The sequence below is a fragment of the Flavobacterium haoranii genome (genome assembly GCF_009363055.1).
In the GTDB taxonomy this organism is placed as follows: domain Bacteria; phylum Bacteroidota; class Bacteroidia; order Flavobacteriales; family Flavobacteriaceae; genus Flavobacterium; species Flavobacterium haoranii.
Genome location: NZ_CP045292.1, coordinates 1478303 through 1498965 on the forward strand (window position 1 = coordinate 1478303; position 20663 = coordinate 1498965).

General features: G+C 31.8%; 23 protein-coding genes and 1 tRNA gene. 19 read left to right on the forward strand and 5 right to left on the reverse strand.

The features are described 5' to 3' along the window. Positions 1–14 precede the first annotated feature (14 nt). The 3 genes from GCU34_RS07120 to GCU34_RS07130 all read left to right on the forward strand — a co-directional run bounded on the left by GCU34_RS07120 (position 15) and on the right by GCU34_RS07130 (position 2243). Positions 15–740 carry a head GIN domain-containing protein gene (locus GCU34_RS07120; RefSeq protein WP_072784191.1) on the forward strand — a complete coding sequence of 242 codons (726 nt, stop codon included), beginning with the start codon at positions 15–17 and terminating at the stop codon, positions 738–740. A gap of 162 nt (positions 741–902) precedes the next feature. Further along, entirely contained in the window at positions 903–1736 is an 834-nt protein-coding gene (locus GCU34_RS07125) for a GIN domain-containing protein (protein ID WP_072784192.1), read from the forward strand. Then, positions 1737–2243, forward strand: coding sequence for a hypothetical protein (locus GCU34_RS07130; RefSeq protein ID WP_072784194.1), 507 nt, complete (start codon positions 1737–1739; stop codon positions 2241–2243). It begins immediately after the preceding gene. An 82-nt stretch (positions 2244–2325) separates the two neighbouring features. Here the strand turns inward: GCU34_RS07130 and trxB are convergent, their stop codons facing one another. Then, complete coding sequence (gene trxB, locus GCU34_RS07135; protein ID WP_072784196.1) at positions 2326–3273, reverse strand: thioredoxin-disulfide reductase; 948 nt, start codon at positions 3271–3273, stop codon at positions 2326–2328. A gap of 153 nt (positions 3274–3426) precedes the next feature. On the opposite strand from trxB, the gene GCU34_RS07140 reads away from it, so the two are divergent. The 9 genes from GCU34_RS07140 (at position 3427) to GCU34_RS07180 (ending at position 11438) form a co-directional block, all read left to right on the forward strand. Next, positions 3427–3501, forward strand: a tRNA-Pro gene (locus GCU34_RS07140). A gap of 304 nt (positions 3502–3805) precedes the next feature. Beyond that, on the forward strand, positions 3806–4414 hold the full coding sequence (gene udk, locus GCU34_RS07145; RefSeq protein WP_072784197.1) for a uridine kinase: 609 nt from the start codon (positions 3806–3808) through the stop codon (positions 4412–4414). Between the two features lie 69 nt (positions 4415–4483). Further along, positions 4484–4756, forward strand: a complete 273-nt coding sequence (locus tag GCU34_RS07150) for an FtsB family cell division protein (protein WP_317040823.1) — start codon at positions 4484–4486, stop codon at positions 4754–4756. 25 nt (positions 4757–4781) lie between these two features. Then, on the forward strand, positions 4782–6122 hold the full coding sequence (locus tag GCU34_RS07155; protein ID WP_072784199.1) for a methylmalonyl-CoA mutase subunit beta: 1341 nt from the start codon (positions 4782–4784) through the stop codon (positions 6120–6122). Continuing rightward, a complete protein-coding gene (locus GCU34_RS07160; RefSeq protein WP_072784200.1) occupies positions 6115–6321 on the forward strand; it encodes a hypothetical protein in 207 nt (68 codons plus the stop codon). The genes GCU34_RS07155 and GCU34_RS07160 overlap by 8 nt, the downstream gene beginning before the upstream one ends. Before the next feature lie 12 nt (positions 6322–6333). After that, positions 6334–8463 carry a methylmalonyl-CoA mutase gene (gene scpA, locus GCU34_RS07165; RefSeq protein ID WP_072784202.1) on the forward strand — a complete coding sequence of 710 codons (2130 nt, stop codon included), beginning with the start codon at positions 6334–6336 and terminating at the stop codon, positions 8461–8463. 62 nt (positions 8464–8525) lie between these two features. Continuing rightward, complete coding sequence (locus GCU34_RS07170; RefSeq protein WP_317040824.1) at positions 8526–9872, forward strand: Y-family DNA polymerase; 1347 nt, start codon at positions 8526–8528, stop codon at positions 9870–9872. Then, positions 9866–10300: a LexA family protein gene (locus tag GCU34_RS07175; RefSeq protein WP_072784206.1), complete on the forward strand. Its 435-nt coding sequence runs from the start codon at positions 9866–9868 to the stop codon at positions 10298–10300. Before GCU34_RS07170 ends, GCU34_RS07175 begins: the two co-directional genes overlap by 7 nt. A 10-nt stretch (positions 10301–10310) precedes the next feature. After that, the gene (locus GCU34_RS07180) at positions 10311–11438 is read left to right on the forward strand and encodes a methionine aminotransferase (protein ID WP_072784207.1); all 1128 of its coding nucleotides are present in this window, start codon (positions 10311–10313) and stop codon (positions 11436–11438) included. Between the two features lie 54 nt (positions 11439–11492). Here GCU34_RS07180 and GCU34_RS07185 read toward each other — a convergent pair whose 3' ends face one another. Then, on the reverse strand, positions 11493–12053 hold the full coding sequence (locus GCU34_RS07185) for a hypothetical protein (RefSeq protein ID WP_227658653.1): 561 nt from the start codon (positions 12051–12053) through the stop codon (positions 11493–11495). A gap of 161 nt (positions 12054–12214) precedes the next feature. Here GCU34_RS07185 and GCU34_RS07190 point away from each other — a divergent pair, with 161 nt between their 5' ends. The 7 genes from GCU34_RS07190 (at position 12215) to GCU34_RS07220 (ending at position 17868) form a co-directional block, all read left to right on the forward strand. Beyond that, complete coding sequence (locus GCU34_RS07190) at positions 12215–12979, forward strand: ParA family protein (protein WP_072784209.1); 765 nt, start codon at positions 12215–12217, stop codon at positions 12977–12979. Positions 12980–12984: 5 nt separating this feature from the next. Further along, entirely contained in the window at positions 12985–13881 is an 897-nt protein-coding gene (locus tag GCU34_RS07195) for a ParB/RepB/Spo0J family partition protein (RefSeq protein ID WP_072784211.1), read from the forward strand. A 5-nt stretch (positions 13882–13886) separates the two neighbouring features. After that, positions 13887–14438 carry a DUF5683 domain-containing protein gene (locus tag GCU34_RS07200; RefSeq protein ID WP_227658780.1) on the forward strand — a complete coding sequence of 184 codons (552 nt, stop codon included), beginning with the start codon at positions 13887–13889 and terminating at the stop codon, positions 14436–14438. Positions 14439–14482: 44 nt separating this feature from the next. Further along, on the forward strand, positions 14483–15193 hold the full coding sequence (dapB, locus tag GCU34_RS07205; protein WP_072784215.1) for a 4-hydroxy-tetrahydrodipicolinate reductase: 711 nt from the start codon (positions 14483–14485) through the stop codon (positions 15191–15193). A gap of 21 nt (positions 15194–15214) precedes the next feature. Beyond that, positions 15215–15574 carry a four helix bundle protein gene (locus GCU34_RS07210; RefSeq protein ID WP_072784654.1) on the forward strand — a complete coding sequence of 120 codons (360 nt, stop codon included), beginning with the start codon at positions 15215–15217 and terminating at the stop codon, positions 15572–15574. 46 nt (positions 15575–15620) lie between these two features. Beyond that, positions 15621–17171 (forward strand): signal peptidase I, encoded by a 1551-nt coding sequence (lepB, locus tag GCU34_RS07215; RefSeq protein WP_072784216.1) that lies wholly within the window; start codon positions 15621–15623, stop codon positions 17169–17171. Positions 17172–17256: 85 nt separating this feature from the next. After that, the gene (locus GCU34_RS07220) at positions 17257–17868 is read left to right on the forward strand and encodes a WbqC family protein (RefSeq protein WP_072784218.1); all 612 of its coding nucleotides are present in this window, start codon (positions 17257–17259) and stop codon (positions 17866–17868) included. 93 nt (positions 17869–17961) lie between these two features. Here GCU34_RS07220 and GCU34_RS07225 read toward each other — a convergent pair whose 3' ends face one another. The 3 genes from GCU34_RS07225 to GCU34_RS07235 form a co-directional block, all read right to left on the reverse strand. After that, positions 17962–18993 carry an endonuclease/exonuclease/phosphatase family protein gene (locus GCU34_RS07225; protein WP_072784219.1) on the reverse strand — a complete coding sequence of 344 codons (1032 nt, stop codon included), beginning with the start codon at positions 18991–18993 and terminating at the stop codon, positions 17962–17964. Beyond that, a complete protein-coding gene (locus tag GCU34_RS07230; RefSeq protein WP_072784221.1) occupies positions 18994–19851 on the reverse strand; it encodes a rhomboid family intramembrane serine protease in 858 nt (285 codons plus the stop codon). It abuts the gene before it with no gap. A 74-nt stretch (positions 19852–19925) separates the two neighbouring features. Next, positions 19926–20573, reverse strand: coding sequence for a rhomboid family intramembrane serine protease (locus tag GCU34_RS07235; RefSeq protein ID WP_394367523.1), 648 nt, complete (start codon positions 20571–20573; stop codon positions 19926–19928). Between the last annotated feature and the right edge of the window lie 90 nt (positions 20574–20663).

Sequence of the window (20663 nt, forward strand, 5' to 3'; positions counted from 1 at the left end):
TTTAAAAAACAACCATGATCAAACTAATTATTCAATTAACTAAAATTATTGTAGCAACGCTAATTGCATTGTTCATGACCAGTTGCGTTAATTTTAATTCGATTTCAGGCGATGGTAACGTAACTACTTCAAAAAGAAAAGTAACCAATTTTACTGCTGTAGATGCAAATACTGGTTTAGAAGTGGTAATTAAACAAGGTAATAACTTTTTTGTAGAAGTAGAAGCCGATTCTAACTTGCAAGATCACATTAAAACTGAAGTAGAAAACAATACTTTAAAAGTGTATTGCGATCAAAACATTTACAAATCAAGTGCACGAAAAGTATATATCGAAATGCCTGTTGTACAAACAATTTCAACTTCAAGTGGCGCAAGCTTAGAAAGTCAAAATACTATTGTTAGCGATATTTTAAAATTAGATTCTAGCGGTGGAAGCGAAATGAAATTAACTATTAAATCGCAAAAATTAACTTGTGATAGTAGTAGCGGAAGCGAAATAAATGTTAGTGGAGAAGCAATAGATGTTACAACAAGCTCATCAAGTGGCAGCTCTATTAATTTATCTAAGTTAGTAGCCGAAAATGTGAGTTCAGATTCATCGAGCGGAAGTTCTACTACTGTTAATGCTAAAAACAAATTAAAAGCAAACGCTTCAAGTGGGAGTTCTATTGATTATCTATCAAGTCCAAAAGAAGTTACTCTAGACGAAAATTCGGGTGGAAGTATTTCGAAACAATAAATTAAATAACTAATAATAGTATCAATCTGAACTATGTTCAACTTCTAAAAATCCCAAGAAATTGGGATTTTTTCTTTTTTATTGTTCAAAATATTTTTTTTGTGTAGGTTTGTTTATAGCTTTGGAATAATTCTTGTAAAAGCTTAGAAAAACAAAACTAAAATGAAGAAAATTATCGTATTATTTGCTCTTGTTTTCGCAACATCAGTAACATTTGGACAAAAGAAAGAAAAAATAAAAGGATCAAAAATTGTAACCCATACAGTGACTGATCTTGAAAGTTTTGTCAATGTTGAAGTTGAAGATAACTTAGAAGTTTTTTTGGTTAAAGCTGATAAACCTTCTTTAGAAATTGAAGCCGATGATAATTTACACGATGCTATTAATTTTTCTGTCGCAGGAAATACGCTGAGAATTTTCTCCTTAAAAGATGTAATTGGTGCAAAAAAGTTTTCTATTCGTGTTAATTACACTGAAAATTTAAAATTAGTTGTTGCCAAAGGCGAAACAAGAGTTAATGCATTAAACGAACTTCAAGCCGAAAATGTTACTATTAAAAACTATGATAAATCTAAATCATTTTTAAATGTAAAATCGGAATATTTTACTCTAATTTTAAATGATAAAGCAGAAGCTGAATTAAATGTTAAAGCTCAAAATACAACTTTAGAATTAAGCAAAGATGCCGAATTAAAAGCACTTGTAGCTTCACCTGAAGTAAAAATTGATATGTATGAAAAAAGCGAAGCTAAAATTGAAGGTGACACCGAAAACCTTAAACTTCGTTTAGACAATAGTAGCATTTTAGATGCTAAAAAATTCAGTGCCAAAAATTTAGAAATTGCTATTGAAGGTTATGCTAAAGCTGACGTTAATGTGGTAGAACAAGTAAATATTACGGCTTCGGGAAAAAGTGAAATTAGATTATATGGTGAACCAAAAATCACAGTAACAAAATTCACAAATTCGACAACTTTATTCAAAAAAGAATTCTAATTGAAATATGTTGTTTACATAATATGTCTTTTCATTTTTGAAATTGGTTTCGGACAAACTAAAACTTTTCCCGATGATTTTTTAGGCACTTATAAAGGTAAACTCGAAATTGTAAGTGCAAAAGGTAAAAAGGAAATCGACATGGAATTTCACTTTTCCAAGACAGATACAATTGGTACTTATAAATATGTTTTAGTTTACAATAAAGAGCCGCGTAACTATTTTTTAATTGAAAAAAACAAAACTAACGGACAATATATAATAGACGAAAACAACGGAATTCTTTTACAAGCTTCGGTTTTTGACAACAGTATTTTTTCAATGTTTGAAGTCAACGGGAATTTAATTACCACGACCGAAAAGTTTTATGAAAATTATATGGATTTCGAAATTTTGTTTACCAATACTACCAAAGTAACAACTACAGGTAAAGGAACAGAAGAAATTCCGGAAGTAAAAGTATATCCCATTTTAGGCACTCAAAAAGCCCGACTTTATAAAGAATGAAAAGATTAATCTTAACTTGATTCACACCTATAATAAAACCAGCTTAAAAGCTGGTTTTATTAATTTAAACTATAATCTATAATTACATTTTAGAAGCCAAATAACGCTCTGCGTCTAAAGCTGCCATACATCCAGTACCAGCCGCTGTAATTGCTTGACGATACACATGATCTGCAGCATCTCCACCTACAAACACACCTGGAACATTTGTTTTTGCAGTTCCCGGTACATTTATAATGTATCCTGTCTCATCTAAATCAAGAAAATCTTTGAAAATATCTGTATTGGGTTTATGTCCAATTGCCACAAAGAAACCTGTTGCAGGAATTTCAATACTTTCACCCGTTGTTCTATTTTTAGCTCTAACTGCTGTAACCACTTGTCCGTCACCTAAAACTTCTTCCGTTTCAGTATGCATTAAAATTTCAATATTAGGAGTCTTACGCACACGATCCTCCATAATTTTTGAAGCTCTAAATTTATCACTTCTCACTAGCATGGTCACTTTTTTACAAATTTGCGATAAGTAGTGAGCTTCTTCACATGCACTATCTCCTGCTCCAACAATTACAACTTCTTGATTTCTGTAGAAGAATCCATCACAAACTGCACAAGCAGAAACTCCACCACCAAGTTTTAAATAATGTTGTTCCGAATCTAAACCTAAATACTTTGCAGAAGCTCCTGTAGAAATAATTACAGTATCAGCATGAATTTCAATTGTTTCGTTAATCCAAACTTTATGAACTTCTCCAGAAAAATCAACTTTTGTTGCCCAACCATCACGAATATCCGTTCCAAAACGTTTTGCTTGCGCTTGTAATTGTATCATCATTTCTGGACCAGTAATTCCATCAGGATATCCAGGAAAATTTTCCACTTCATTTGTAGTGGTTAATTGTCCTCCTGGTTGCTGACCTTGATATAATACTGGAAACATATTAGCTCTAGCCGCATAAATTGCTGCAGTGTAACCCGCAGGACCAGAACCAATTATTAAACATTTTACTCTTTCTATTTCGTTTGACATAATTCTTTATTATTAATGGAAAGCAAATTTAAGTGTTTATACTCTTATTTATCTTATTTTTTTATTAGAATTTACTATTGAAAAATAATTCAAATTTATTATTCAAAATATTTTGAATACCGAAAAATACCTTTATATTTGCACTCTCATTTTCGGGGTGTAGCGTAGCCCGGTCATCGCGCCTGGTTTGGGACCAGGAGGTCGCAGGTTCGAATCCTGCCACCCCGACAAAGCAAAGTCAATAGTCATTAGATTATTGACTTTTTTTTGTTTTGTGTTATTAAAGAAACATTTTTATTTACACAAATAAAAAAGTTAATAAACACCAACGGTGTTGGTTTTTGCTTTAGCAACAACCTAATAATCAAGATCACTTTAGTAATCCTTAATCTAAAAAGATAAATCCTTTCTGTACAACCAGAAAGGATTTTTTTTATGCTATTTTTTATGCTATACCAAATTACCATAAAAAAGACCTTGCATTCAGTATTAATTAGTACTTTTGTTTACTAAATTTATTCAATACATAACTATGCTAATTATCGGTATCGCTGGAGGAACAGGAAGTGGAAAAACTACTGTAGTTCATCAAATTATGAATGAACTTCCTGCCACTGAAGTGGGAATTATTTCTCAGGATTCTTATTATAAAGAAACGCATCACCTTTCTTACGAAGAAAGAACTAAAATTAATTTTGATCATCCTAGAGCAATTGATTTCGAATTATTAGTACAACACTTAAAAGAACTTAAAGCTGGAAATGTTATCGAACAGCCCATTTATTCTTTTGTTACACATGATAGAACAGACGATACAATAGTTACGCATCCGAGAACAGTAATGATTGTTGAAGGAATTTTAATTTTTACAAATCCTGAATTAAGAGACATGTTTGACATTAAAGTGTTTGTACATGCTGATTCTGATGAAAGATTAATCCGAAGATTAAAACGCGATATTGCTGAGCGTGGAAGAGATATGGAAGAGGTTTTAAATCGTTATCAAAACACCTTAAAACCAATGCACGAGCAATTTATTGAACCTACAAAAGCTTACGCAGATATTATTATACCAAACGACAAATACAACACTGTTGCTATTGATGTAGTAAGAGCTGTTATTAAACAACGTATTCGATAATTGAAAAAAATTAAAGACATAATTAACCGTTATCCTTTTCTTAAATACTTAGGAAACAGATATGTTATTGTGCTTTTGTTTTTTTTACTATGGATGCTTTTTCTAGACAATTACTCTTATCTTGAACATCGAGTTTTAAATAAAGAAATCGATGAATTAGAAGATAATATCGATTACTATAAATCTGAAATCTATCAAGATAGCGTTAGAATTAAGAAGCTTAAAAATCCAGATCAGATTGAAAAATATGCTCGCGAACAATATTATATGAAACGAGAAAATGAAGACGTTTATATAATTGAAAAAGAAGGCGAAGAGCAAGTAGAACAAACAAAATTTTAATTGAAATTTTATAATCCATTTAAAAATGGCAAACGATAAACTATTTACCGAATTCGAAAAAGTTTCATCGAAAGAATGGAAACAGAAAATTCAAGTCGAACTTAAAGGTGCCGATTATAACGAAACCTTAGTTTGGGAAAGCTTGGAAGGAATTAAAGTAAAACCTTTTTATGGAAGCGATGAGTTTGAAAAAAAATACACATATTCAACTCCAAATGATCCTTTCAAAATTGGACAAAAAATATTTGTTCAGGAAGAAAAATTATCAGTAAAAAAAGCTAGCGAGTTTATTCAAAAAGGAGCTGATGTGGTTTATTTCACAATTCCTAATGATGAAAAAAATATTGAAGAACTTATTGAGTTTACCAAAACCAAAGCAGCTTTTTTTTATTTGCCTTTCCTTTCAAACGATTTCGTTTCTAAATTTAATACTATTGAAAATGGTAATCTTTTAATAGATCCTATTGGTCAATTAGTTTTAGATGGAAATTGGTTTACCAATTTAGAAACCGATTTCAACACTTTAAACCAACTTAATAAAAACTGTAAGTCATCTTTTTTAACCATAAAATCTGAAGTGTACCAAAACGCTGGAGCCAATATGGTTCAGCAATTAGCTTACACTCTGGCTCACGTAAATGAATACTTCAATAGAATAGAAACTATTCAACAAAAAATAACTGTTGAAGTTGCTGTTGGTTCCAATTATTTTTTCGAAATCGCTAAACTAAAAGCACTTCGATTATTGTTAGAAACGCTAGCAAAAGAATACAATTTCACGGCTGGTTTTCAAATTATAGCTACTCCAACAAAAAGAAATAAAACACTTTACGACTACAACGTAAACATGTTACGTACCACTACCGAATGTATGAGTGCTATTTTGGGTGGAGCCGATGTTGTAATTAACAGTAATTACGATGCTATTTATCACAAAGAAAATGAATTTGGTAACCGCATCGCCCGAAATCAATTATTAGTTTTAAAGAACGAAAGTTATTTCGACAAAGTAAACAATGCAACTGACGGTGCTTACTATATTGAAACCTTAACCGAACAGTTAGCTGAAAAAGCTTTAGAACTTTTCAAAGATATTGAAGCAAATGGAGGTTTAATCACGCAATTAGTTGATGGAACTATCCAACGAAAAATTAAAGAAAGCGCTGATAAAGAACAAGACCTTTTCGATTCTGGAAAAGAAGTTTTATTGGGTACAAACAAATATCCAAACAAAAATGATATGATGAAAAACGATTTGGAATTGTATCCTTTTGTAAAACAAAACGCTAGAAAAACGCTAATTACTCCAATAATTGAGAGAAGATTAGCCGAAAAATTAGAACAAGAACGATTAGCAAGTGAGTAATGTATTTTCTATATTAGTAATTATTGGAATCTTAACTTTAGGATTTAGTTTTTATAGTCTTTTTAAAGGATTTAAAACTAAAAACAATAAAAGAAGAAACCTTTCATTACTTGGAATTTTTATAGGATTTCTACTTTGTTTTAGTCCTATTTTATTTATCATTTTTGCCTTCCTTTTTGGAGGAAGTTATCACGAATAATCCCATCAAGAGATGAGAAAAAACATACAAGATTTACAATTAGTAAAAAGTACAAAACCAGAAACTGTCAGTTCGAGCGGAGTCGAGAACTTCACAACTGCTGAAGGAATTGAAGTAAAACCAACTTATTCTGAAGAAGACAGTAATAACTTAGAACATATTGGTTTTGCAGCAGGTTTTGCACCAAATTTACGCGGACCGTATGCAACCATGTACGTTCGCCGACCTTGGACAATTCGCCAATATGCAGGATTTTCAACTGCAGAAGAAAGTAATGCTTTTTACAGAAGAAACTTAGCGGCGGGACAAAAAGGATTATCAGTCGCCTTCGATTTAGCCACACATAGAGGATACGATTCTAATCACGAGCGAGTAGTTGGTGATGTTGGAAAAGCTGGAGTTGCCATTGATTCGGTGGAAGATATGAAAATTCTTTTCGACCAAATTCCATTAGGCGAAATGTCGGTTTCGATGACCATGAATGGTGCTGTGTTACCTATCATGGCATTTTACATCGTAGCTGCCGAAGAACAAGGCGTTGCTCCTAACCTATTATCAGGAACGATACAGAATGATATTTTGAAGGAATTCATGGTGCGAAATACTTACATTTATCCACCAACACCTTCGATGAAAATTATTGCGGATATTTTCGAATATACGAGTAAAAACATGCCGAAGTTCAACTCGATTTCGATTTCGGGTTACCACATGCAAGAAGCGGGTGCAACTGCCGATATTGAGTTAGCATATACATTAGCCGATGGTTTAGAATACATTCGTACAGGAATTGCTGCTGGAATGGATATCGATACCTTCGCTCCTCGCCTTTCGTTTTTCTGGGCAATTGGTATGAATCATTTCATGGAAATTGCAAAAATGCGTGCGGGCCGTATGTTGTGGGCAAAATTATTAAAACAATTCAATCCAAAAGATGACAAATCATTAGCATTAAGAACGCACTGCCAAACTTCTGGTTGGAGTTTAACCGAGCAAGATCCTTTTAATAACGTTGCAAGAACAGCAATTGAAGCAGCAGCGGCAGCATTTGGTGGAACACAATCGTTACATACCAATGCATTGGACGAAGCCATTGCTTTACCAACCGATTTTTCAGCGCGTATTGCTCGTAATACACAAATCTACTTACAAGAAGAAACCAAAATTTGTAAAACCGTTGATCCTTGGGCAGGAAGTTATTATGTAGAAAGTTTAACAGCTGAAATTGCAGAAAAAGCATGGGCTTTAATTCAGGAAGTAGAAGAATTAGGCGGTATGACTAAAGCAATTGAAGCAGGAATTCCAAAACTACGTATTGAAGAAGCGGCAGCACGAAAACAAGCGCGTATTGACAGCGGACAAGATATTATTGTTGGCGTAAACAAATACCGTTTAGAGAAAGAAGATCCGTTACATATTTTAGAAGTCGATAACCAAACCGTTCGTAAACAACAAATTGAGCGTTTGGATCAAATAAAAGCAACGCGTGATAACGCAAAAGTAGCCGAATGTTTAGCCAAACTAACCGAATGTGCAAAAACAGGAAACGGCAACTTATTAGATTTAGCAGTAGATGCAGCTCGCAACAGAGCCACTTTAGGGGAAATTAGCGATGCCTTAGAAACTGTTTTCGGAAGATACAAAGCACAAATTAGAAGTTTTAGCGGCGTGTATAGTAAAGAAATTAAAAACGACGAAAGCTTTGAAAAAGCAAAACAATTAGCAGATGCCTTTGCTAAAAAAGAGGGACGTCGCCCAAGAATTATGATTGCCAAAATGGGACAAGACGGTCACGATCGTGGTGCCAAAGTAGTAGCGACAGGTTATGCCGATGTAGGTTTTGACGTAGACATTGGACCATTATTCCAAACGCCACAAGAAGCAGCCAAACAAGCCGTTGAAAACGACGTACATATTTTAGGCGTTTCTTCTTTAGCAGCGGGACACAAAACATTAGTTCCTCAAGTTATTGAAGAATTGAAAAAATACGGTCGCGAAGATATTATGGTGATTGTAGGTGGTGTTATCCCAGCGCAAGATTACCAATATTTATTTGATGCCGGAGCGGTTGCGGTTTTTGGTCCTGGAACTAAAATTAGCGATGCCGCTATTAGTATTTTAGAGGTTTTATTAGAAGATTAAAAATTCATTGTCACTTCGAGCGGAGTCGAGATGTCTCATAAAAACAAAAAACACCAACAGAAATGTTGGTGTTTTTATTTTTCTCAACTTTCAAAGTTATCAACAATCAAAATATTTTTTACACCTATTTGTATCTTTGTAAGATGTATGCTTTAGTCGATTGTAATAACTTTTTTGTATCCTGTGAGCGTGTATTTCAGCCACAATGGAACAACAAACCCGTTGTTGTGTTATCTAACAACGATGGTTGTATTATTTCGAGAAGTGAAGAAGCAAAAGCTTTAGGAATTCCCATGGGAGCTCCCGAATTTAAATACAAAGATTTATTAACTGCACATCAAGTTAAAGTCTTTTCGTCTAATTATGCTTTATATGGCGATTTAAGTAATCGGGTCATGGAATTGTTAAAACAATTTACTCCCGATATTGAAAACTATAGTATCGACGAGGCTTTTTTAAACTTTACGAAAACCAACATAACCGATTTTGAACAATGCGGATTCACCATTAAAAAAATGCTACAAAAAGGCTTAAGCATTCCTGTTTGTGTGGGATTTGGACCAACAAAAGCTTTATCGAAAGTAGCTAATCGAATTGCTAAAAAGTTTCAAAAAAGAACACAAGGTATTTATGTTATCGATACAGAAGAAAAACGTATTAAAGCACTGAAATGGCTCAAAATTGAAGACGTTTGGGGAATTGGTTTCCGACTTACAAAGAAAATGAAAGCTAAAAATATTCTCACGGCTTACGATTTTACTTTAGCCGAGAATACGGCTTATATTAAAGAAATCATGGGTGTTGTAGGACTGCGTTTACAAATGGAACTACAAGGTATTCCTGTTTTAGAATTGGAAGACGCACTCGAAACCAAAAAAAATATTGCCATTACACGTAGTTTTGAAAAACCGTTGCGTTCCATTGACGAACTTACCGAGCGTATTTCTACGTTTGCAACAGTAGCTTCAGAAAAATTACGCAAACAGAAATCGTGCTGTTACGGCATTATGATTTTTATTAAAAAAGATAAATTTAAAACAACCGATTCTCGCTATTATTTTTCGAGTTTCAAACATCTTCCCTTTGCTACGCAATCGGCTTTGACTTTGAGTACAACTGCCATTGAAATGTTAAAAGAACTCTTCAAAGAAAGCGAAGCATACAATAAAGCAGGTGTTGTTTTGTGTGAAATTATTCCTGAAAATCAAAAACAATTTCACTTGTTTGAAGAAGAAAATCCGAAACACGAACGCTTGATGAAAGTGATGGATATGATTCGTAAAAAAACGGGCGAACGCAAAATACGATTGGGCAACCAAGATTTAGATCGAACATGGAAAATGAAACAAAATTTCTTATCTAAAAAATACACCACTAATCTCGACGATATATTAGAAGTAAAATGTTAAAACCAAAAAACTTACAATTTTATCAACCCGATATTGAAAATTCATTATCAGCACCTTTTATTCCAAGCGGAATTAAAGCGGGATTTCCTTCGCCTGCTGGTGATTTTGATGAAAGTAAAATTAGTATCGATCAAATTGTAGTAAAAAATCAGGCGACTACTTTTTATGCAAAAGCCTCTGGAAATTCGATGGTGAATGCCGGAATAGATGATGGCGATATTTTAGTAATTGACAGAAGTCTTGAACCTTCAAATTTTAAAATTGCGGTTTGTTATATTGACGGAGAATTTACTGTAAAACGCATTAAAATTGACAAGACAGGCACTTATCTTCAACCTGAAAATGACGCTTATAATCCTATTAAAATTACAGAAGAAAACGAACTTATTATTTGGGGAATTGTAACTTATGTCATAAAAAAACTATAATATTGTTACCATGTCGAAACTACCCAATATTACTACGAGCATATTTTCTGTGATGTCGCAATTAGCGAACCAACACGGTTCGATTAATTTATCACAAGGATTTCCAAATTTTCCAGAAGATGAACGTTTGTTGCAAATTTCAGAACGTATTCTTCGAGAAAATATTCATCAATATACACCTATGGCGGGTTTGCCTTTGTTATTGGAAAAAATTGCTTTACAAACTCAAAAACAATACAATAGAAAAGTTGATATTACCTCTGAAATATTAATAACTGCTGGCGCGACTCAAGGCATCTTTACAGCAATCAATACCTTTGTAAATCAGGGAGATGAAGTTGTTATTTTGGATCCAAGTTATGATAGTTATGAACCTTCTGTTTTAGTTGCTGGCGGAAAACCTGTTCGTGTTTCATTAAACGATGATTACACCCCAAATTTCAACCGAATTGAAAGTACTATTACATCAAAAACCAAAATGATTGTCGTAAATAATCCGCATAATCCGGCTGGTAGAATTTGGACAGAACAAGATTTTGAAGCTTTAGAAACCATCCTTGAAAAACATCCTCAAATTTTAGTTCTAGGCGATGAAGTGTACGAATACATTACGTTTACACAACCACATATTTCATTTAATACTCGTGAAATATTAAAACATAGAACGATTATTGCTTCTTCTTTTGGAAAATCGTTGCATGTTACAGGTTGGAAAGTCGGCTATTTAATTGCACCTGAAAATTTAATGTATGAAATGAAAAAAGTACACCAATTTTTAGTATTCAGTGTGAATAGTTTTTCCCAATATGCAATTGCAGAATATTTAGAAGTTGTAGATTTTAGTGAAGTATCGAAAATGTACCAACAAAAAAGAGATTTATTTCAAAACCTACTAAAAGACAGTCGGTTTGAACTAATGCCTTGTGATGGAACGTATTTTCAGGTAGTAAATTACAATGCGATTTCAAAAGAAAATGATGTCGATTTTGCAAAAAAACTAATAACCGAACACGGTGTAGCAGCTATTCCAATCTCTGTTTTTTATGAAGATGCTACCGACAAACACATGTTGCGATTTTGTTTCGCTAAAACAGATGAAACATTGATTGCTGCTGCTGAAAAGTTGTGTGGGATTTAATTTTTACCGCAAACTAAGTTTGCTCCTCTTAATATCAAATGCTCGAAGTGACAACTAACTTAAATTATTTTCAATTGCTTCAATTGCCGATAGAAAATCAATTTCTTTTACGTGTTCGAAAAAGTCAATTTCAGTTTCATACGGTAGGTAATCGGAAATAACACGTACAATAAAATCTTGTGGCTGTTTTAAATACATAAAGGTGTAATCTTCCATATTGACTACTGTTTTTTGCGCTAAATTTGTAGTTCGTACAAATTTATCTGAAGTCAATGACGATAAACAAGGTAAGTTCAATTTTGGTTGAACTTTAATAGGTTTTCCATTTTCAAATAATCCGCCTTCATAACCATATAAAGAAGCAGTTGTAATTTCAATTGGTTTACCAAAACTTAATTCGCTTGGCATTTCAGATTCTTTTCCAACAATAGTCGCAAATCCTAATAAAACCGTACAATCCCCTTTTGGTAAATGCATCATTGTTTTTGCTGTAGCTTCTCTTCCTATTTTAGAAATTACTATTTGATAATCGTGTTTTTTGTTTAAAATTCTCCCAATGGCACTTAAAACTTTCTCTTTTTCAATTTCCATTGGAGTTATGATGTTTATTTTCATTAATAAATTTTTTGCAAAAATAAGATTCTTAAATAATTGGTAATTTTTACACTAACTTTTTATGCCAAAATATATTTTACTATATTGTCTATTGTTAACAAATTTAACTTGAATAAACCATAAATAATTGTATTTTTACCATCCAAAATTCAAATCGCAAAATGGGTAAAATAATCGCAATTGCTAATCAAAAAGGTGGTGTAGGAAAAACTACAACTTCAGTTAATCTTGCAGCGTCTTTAGGCGTTTTAGAGAAAAAAGTCTTACTAATTGATGCTGATCCACAGGCTAATGCAAGCTCTGGTTTAGGTATTGATGTTGAAACTATTGATATTGGAACATACCAAGTTCTAGAACATAGCAACACACCCGATGAAGCAACAATTGGTTGTTCTGCTCCTAATGTAAAGATTATTCCTGCACATATCGATTTAGTCGCTATCGAAATTGAATTAGTCGATAAAGAAAATCGTGAATACATGCTTAAACAAGCATTAGAATCGGTTAAAGATAAATACGATTACATCATTATCGATTGCGCTCCATCATTAGGATTATTAACATTAAATGCCTTAACAGCTGCTGATAGTGTTATTATCCCAATTCAATGTGAATATTTTGCGTTAGAAGGATTAGGAAAATTATTAAACACCATTAAAAGTGTACAAAAAATTCACAATCCTGAATTAGATATTGAAGGTTTATTATTAACGATGTACGATTCTCGTTTACGTTTATCAAACCAAGTAGTTGAAGAAGTTCAAAAACACTTTAACAACATGGTATTTGAAACGGTAATTCAAAGAAATATTAAATTAAGTGAAGCACCAAGTTTTGGAGAAAGTATCATTAATTATGATGCAACTAGTAAAGGTGCAAGTAATTACTTAAATTTAGCAGAAGAAATTATTAAGAAAAATAAATAATACGAATGGCGAAAGCAGTTAAAAAACAAGCATTAGGTAGAGGTTTATCGGCACTTTTGAAAGATCCATCAAACGATATTAAATCGGTGGAAGACAAAGGAGCTGAACAAGTTGTTGGTAATATTATTGAGCTTGAATTAAATGCAATTGAGGTAAATCCATTTCAACCGAGATCTAATTTTAACGAAGAAACGCTTAATGAGTTAGCAAAATCTATTAAAGAATTAGGTGTTATTCAACCTATTACTGTTAGAAAACTTGATTTTAACAAATACCAATTAATTTCTGGAGAACGTCGTTTACGTGCTTCAAAATTAGCTGGCTTAGAAACTATTCCTGCATACATTCGTTTGGCTAACGATAATGAATCGTTAGTAATGGCATTAGTTGAGAACATTCAACGCCACGATTTAGACCCTATTGAGGTGGCAATTTCTTATCAAAGATTAATCGATGAAATTAGCTTAACACAAGAAGAATTAAGTGAAAGAGTTGGAAAAAAACGTTCAACAATAACCAATTATTTACGTCTTTTAAAATTAGACCCAATTATCCAAACAGGAATGAGAGATGGTTTTATCTCTATGGGGCATGGTCGAGCTTTAATTAATATTGATGATGCCGATGCGCAAAGTGATATTTACCATAAAGTAGTTACACAAAACTTATCGGTAAGAGAAACTGAAGCTTTAGTAAAAAAATATCACGATAGTTTAAAACCAAAATCAGCTCAAACTAGTTCTAAATCTTTCGAATTAGATGAAGAAAACAAGAAAACATTTAATAACTTTTTTGGTGCTAAAGTAGATGTAAAAATTGCTTCAAACGGTAAAGGAAAAATCACAATTCCATTTCATTCTGAAGAAGACTTTAACCGAATTTTGAAATTAATCAACAATTAGTGAGAATCAGTTGTAAAATACTTGTACTGTTTTTATTTTGGAGTTTTTCTTCATTAGCTCAAGAAGAGTTAAAAATTGAAGTAAAAGATACAATTAAAACAACCATTAATCCGTTAGCACCAGCTAAAGCAGCGTTTTACTCAGCTGTTATTCCTGGTTTAGGACAAGCGTACAATAAAAAATATTGGAAAATTCCGCTGGTTTACATTGGTATGGGAGCTGGTATTTATTATTATACTTGGAATAACAAAAAATATCACGAATACCGTGATGAATATAAAAGAAGATTAGCAGGAACTGATGATCCTAATCATCCAATATATAGTGGTTTAGATAACGACAGACTACTTAACGCCCAAAAGTTTCACCAAAGAAATAGAGATTTATCTGCTTTAATTACAGCAGGTATTTACATTTTAAATATTGTAGATGCCAATGTTGACGCACATTTAATGCAGTTCAATGTAAACGAAAATCTTTCTGTTGCACCAAACATCAATCAAAATGAGATTGATTATAAATTCAACACTGGGCTAAAACTAACTTACAATTTTTAACATTTCATTAGCTAACAAATAAAAGAAATCATCATCTAACAAGAATGAAAATAGCATTATTAGGATACGGGAAAATGGGAAAAGTTATCGAAAGAATAGCTTTAGAAAGAGGTCATGAAATTGTTCTAAGAAAAGGAAGTCAAGATTCATTTGATGGTTTAGAAAATGCTGATGTTGCTATCGATTTTAGTGTTCCATCTAGTGCTGTTTTAAATATTTCAACTTGTTTTAATAGCGGTGTTCCTGTAATTTGCGGAACAACAGGCTGGTTAGAACACTATGATGAAATGGTTGCTTTATGCAATGAAAAGAATGAAAGCTTTATTTACGGTTCTAATTTTAGTTTAGGTGTGAATATCTTTTTTGAATTGAATGAATATTTAGCAAAAATGATGGCAAACTTGAAGCAATACAACGTTTCAATGGAAGAAATTCATCACACTCAAAAACTAGATGCACCAAGCGGAACAGCAATTTCATTAGCAAACGGAATAATTAAAAACACTTCGTATGAAAATTGGACCTTAGATGATGCTAAAGGTCACGAAATTCATATTGAAGCTAAAAGAATAGAAAATATTCCTGGAACGCACAGCATTTTTTATGATAGCAACGTAGATCAAATTGAAATTAAACACACTGCACATTCACGCGAGGGTTTTGCTTTAGGAGCAGTAGTTGCTGCCGAATGGATTATAGGAAAAAAAGGCGTTTTTACAATGAAAGACGTACTTTTTTCAGAAAATAGAGAATAGAATATAGAAAAAAGACAATTGATGAATGGCAAAAGACATAATTATAAAAATTTGAAAATCTGGCAATTTGGCTTAGAAATCGCCAATGATGTTTCAGATGTTTTAATTAATTTCCCCATTCATGAAAGATATGATTTAAGTTCTCAAATAAGTAGATGTTCAATTTCAATTCCAAGTAAAATTGCTGAAGGTTCTTCAAGAACAGATAAATCATTCAGCCATTTTTTAGATATTTCACTTGGCTCATCATTTGAATTGATTACACAACTACATATAGCAAAATACAGAAAGTATATTACGGAAGAAAAATTTAATACATTAGAAATTAAAATTGAAGAATTTCAAAGAATGACAATGAGTTTTCAAAACGGACTTAATTAAGTCTATTTTCTATTCTCTATATTCTTTGTTCTTAAAATAAAAAATTATGGAAACATCAAGTTGGATTTTATTTATACTACTAGTTCAAGTTATTCACGGATTAGGAACTTGGAAACTATATATAAAAGCTGGTAGAAAAGCTTGGGAAGCATTCGTTCCTATTTACAATGCAATAGTTTTAATGAAAATTATTAATCGCCCTTCTTGGTGGACATTTTTACTTTTCGTTCCTATTATAAACTTGTTTATGTTTCCAATTGTTTGGATTGAAACACTGAGAACTTTTGGTAAAAAATCTACTTTAGATATGATTCTTGGAATCGTAACTTTTGGATTTTATATCGCTTATGTAAATTACACACAAGAAGTAACTTATTTTGCTGATCGCGATTTAAAAGCACCAACAAAAGCTATGGATACTGTAGGCTCAATTGCGTTTGCAATTATTGTAGCAACTTTTGTTCACACCTATTTTATTCAGCCATTTACAATTCCAACATCTTCATTAGAAAAATCTTTACTTGTTGGAGACTTCTTATTTGTAAGTAAATTTCATTACGGTGCTAGAACACCAATGACTGCAGTTGCAGCACCAATGGTTCATGATACGTTACCAATTGTTCATACAAAATCGTATACAAAATGGCCACAATTGCCTTATTTTAGATTTCCTGGGTTTCAACAAATAGAACGCAATGATATTGTTGTTTTTAACTGGCCAGTAGACACTGTTTACAAATTTTTTGACCGCTCTGGAAGAAGAGCTGACAAACCTATTGACAAAAAATCAAATTATGTTAAAAGATGTGTAGGTGTTGCTGGAGATGAAATTCAAATTAAAGAAGGAATTTTGTATGTAAACGGTCAAGTATTACAATTACCAGAAAGAGCAAAACCACAGTTTTCTTATAAAATTGCTATTGATGGTAAAACTCCAATTAACTTTGAATATCTTTTAAAAGAGTTGAATATTACTGATCCTGCTTATCAAGTTTCTCAAGATACCATTTTATTTAGAGCGCTTCCAGATGAAAGTGTTGCACGATTGAAAAATGTTCCAGGAATTACAAATGTTATCCGTATTGTGTCTCACGATGTTGAAAAAGGAATTTTTCCTCATACAAAAAATTGGAACGTAGACAATTTAGGTCCAATTTACATTCCACAAGAAGGAAAAACAGTTGAATTAAATGCTGAAACTTTACCTTTTTATAAAAATATAATTACAGACTACGAACACAACAAACTAGAAGTAAACGGTAATGAAATTAGAATAAATGGTAAAGTAGTTACAAGCTATACTTTTAAACAAAACTATTATTGGATGATGGGTGATAATCGTCACAATTCTGAGGATTCTCGTTATTGGGGTTATGTGCCTGAAGATCATATTGTAGGAAAACCAATATTCATTTGGATGAGTATTGACGGTATAAACAACGGATTAAGTAACTGGAAAATTAGATGGGACCGATTATTCACAACAGTTTCAGGTGAAGGTCAGCCTAAATCATATTTTAAATACTTCTTAGTATTATTAGCACTTTATTTCGTTGGTGAATATTTTTGGAAGAAAAAGAAGAAAGAAAATGCGTAATAAATTGAATTATAAATTATGAGTTATGAATTTTATTTTTGAATATTAAATTTATAACTCATAACTTAAAACTCATAACTTTAACATGAACATAATCCTTCATCCAACATATTTCCCATCAATTAGCCATTATGTGGCTATGATTCAAGCTCAAGAAATTACTTTTGAAGTAGAGGATAATTTCCAAAAGCAAACGAATAGAAACAGAATGTACATTCATAGTCCAAATGGATTACAAATGTTAAACATTCCTATAAAACACACTAAAGATAAACATCAAAAATTTAAAGATATAAAAATTGAAAATGATTTTAATTGGCAAAAAAATCATTTCAAATCTTTAGAAGCTGCCTATAGAACTTCTCCTTTTTTCGAATATTTTGAAGACGATATTCGTCCTATTTTTGAAAAAAAACAGGATTTTATGATGGACTTAAATTTTGAAATTTTTGAAATTGTAAATAATTGTTTAGGAGTTGATTTACCTTTTTTAAAAACCGAAGAATATTTTCATGAAATAATTGACAAAACAGATTTTCGATATTTAACAAACGGTAAGAAAGATTTGTTTCAAAATGAAGAATACACACAGGTTTTTGAAGAAAAAAATGGTTTTATCCCTAATTTAAGTATTCTTGATTTACTTTTTAACGAAGGTAGATATGCTGTTGATTACTTGAAAAATCAGAAGCTATAAATTATACGTCACTTCGAGTGTTTCGATTTATCGGAATGTATCGAGAAGTAATTTTAATTTCTCAAGATGATTTACAACACTAACTGAAAAAAATTATTTTTCTAAACTCACACGTGTAAAGATAGGAAAATGATCACTCAATTTTACTTTAGTATCATTTTTAAACTTTTTAATTTTAAACTGATTGTCGGTAAAAATGTAATCGATGCGCGCTGGATAAAAATCAAAATTATACGATTTCCCAAAGCCTTTACCAGCTGTTTCAAATGCATCTTTCATTTCGCCTTTGATAGTTCTGTAAACGTACGAAAAAGCGCTATTATTCATATCGCCACAAATAATTTTTGGATACGAACAATTTTGATAATGCTCTTTTATCATTTCGGCTTGTAATTGTTGTTCGCTAAATGCCTCACTTATTCGTTTAAAGATAAATTTCGATTTATTTTCATCTATATTTTCATGAATATCAGTACTAATCTTTATCGATTGTAAATGCATGCTATAAACACGAATTGTATCTTTTAAGTTAACGATATCTGCAAAAATTACATTATTTGATGATTCAGGAAAATCAATTTCTCCTTTGTTAATAATTTCAAATTTTGAATAAATTGCCTGACCATATTTATTTTTACCTCCTTTAACTTCAACAAACTTATAAGGAAAATTACGAAGTCTTACACGATCATTTGGCGAATACTCTTGCAAACATAAAATATCCGGATTGTAATCTTGAATTACTTCTGTTATTTGCTCAGGAACATCTTGAGCTGGCAACCATTCGTACAAATTAAACAACCTTACGTTGTAACTCATTAAAGTAATGTCATTCGTTTCTGAAGGTAAATTATTCTCTGAGAACTTATAAAATTTATTGATAAAGGTAATTCCGAAGAACAAAACCATTCCAGATAACAACATTTTTCGTTTCAATTGTAATGCCCATAATGCAAAAAAAGCAGCATTTAAAATTAAAAACAAAGGCATTAAAAGTGTTAGCACACTCAAAAAAGGAAAAAATTTAGGTGCTAAAAAAGGTAATATATAAGCAAGAAAAGTTAATAAAGCCAAAACCTTATTAAAGAAAAAAACAACTTTACTTATAAACGATTCTTCTCGCATTTATTTACCAGCTTTAAACAAAAACTCTTTTTCTTCTTTCGTTAAACTATCGTAACCAGATTGACTAATTTTATCCAAAATATCATCAATTTTCTTTTGATTGATGTCCTTAGAAAAATTTGAATTAGTAGTATTGATGTTGCTATTCTTATGAACAGCTTTAAATGGGGGCTTCTTTTTCTTAGGTTTTTGCAAATCTTCGAAAAAGTCTTGCAATATAGAAATTGGTTTTGATAAATCAAATCCTCTTTGTAAAGTTTTAATATAGATAAAGCCAAATAAAGCTCCTGCTAAATGCGCTAAATGTCCACCACTATTTTCAATTGGTAATTGTACCAAATCGAATAATAATAAAACTAGTGCAACTTGCCATAATTTTACCCTGCCAATTAAAGCCAATCGCAATTCCATGTAAGGCGCATAAACAGCTGTGGCAATTAAAACACCCATTATAGCACCACTTGCTCCAACTAATTTTGTTGAAATTCCAAGCGTAGAATAAATTCCTACATACACTAAACCCGAAAATATTCCAGTAAGAATATACAAACCTAGCATTTGCCTGTCGGTAAAAAAAGTAGCAAATAATCTTCCAGCAAAGTGAAGCACCATCATGTTGAATAATAAATGTAAAAATCCAGCATGTAAGAACATATAAGTAAATACTGTCCAAGGATTTGTACCAAAAACTGTTACCGATGACGACAATGCCAACCAATTAGGGTACACAAAAGTTTTATAAGAAAAGCTATAAAACAAAGGCAATGAAATAATATACAACGCCACATTAAGGAATATCAACTTTTGTGCTATTCCTCCTGTTTTGTATTGAAATTTTAAATCGTCTAAAATTGGCATTTTTTTTATTTTTTACACCCCTAAAGTCCCCTCACGGGACAATTCAAATTTCTAAATTCTGAATTCTAATTTAACTATCTATCCCAACGGTTATTATGAAATTGATTTTTCTTCCAATACCACATCATAATAAAACCAAACAAAGCACCTCCTAAATGAGCAAAATGCGCAATACCAGTACTTCCACCAAAAAGCGGATTTCCGTTTAAACCTAAATATAAATCTATTAACAATAAAGCGGGTACAAAATATTTAGCTTTTACAGGAACTGGTAAAAACAACAACATCAATTCGGCATTAGGAAACATAAATGCAAACGCTACCAATAAACCATATATTGCACCAGAAGCTCCTAAAGAACCCGATTGATTTATACAAGCAGCATTAAAAAGTGATTCAAATTGCTCGTTATTAAAATGATATTTTTCTAATAAATCTTGAATTTGAGGTATTAAAAGTTCGCTTTTATAATAATTACCATCCGACATATTTTTATTCAACATTTCATGCAAATCTGCACTTGAAATATTCATTGAACTTAAATCGGCTAAAATGGTATGTAATTCATAATAAGTAAACAAATTATGCAATAAAGCTGCTCCTAATCCACAAGAAATGTAAAAAAACAAGAACTTTTTACTCCCCCAAAATTGTTCAAGTGTACTACCAAAAGTCACTAAAGCAAACATATTAAAAAAGATATGACCTACTCCGCCATGCATGAACATACTTGAAATAGGTTGCCAAAGCGAAATTTATCACTTTCGAAATAATACATTGTTAAAAGTTCTTTTGCCTGAGGAACCGCATAA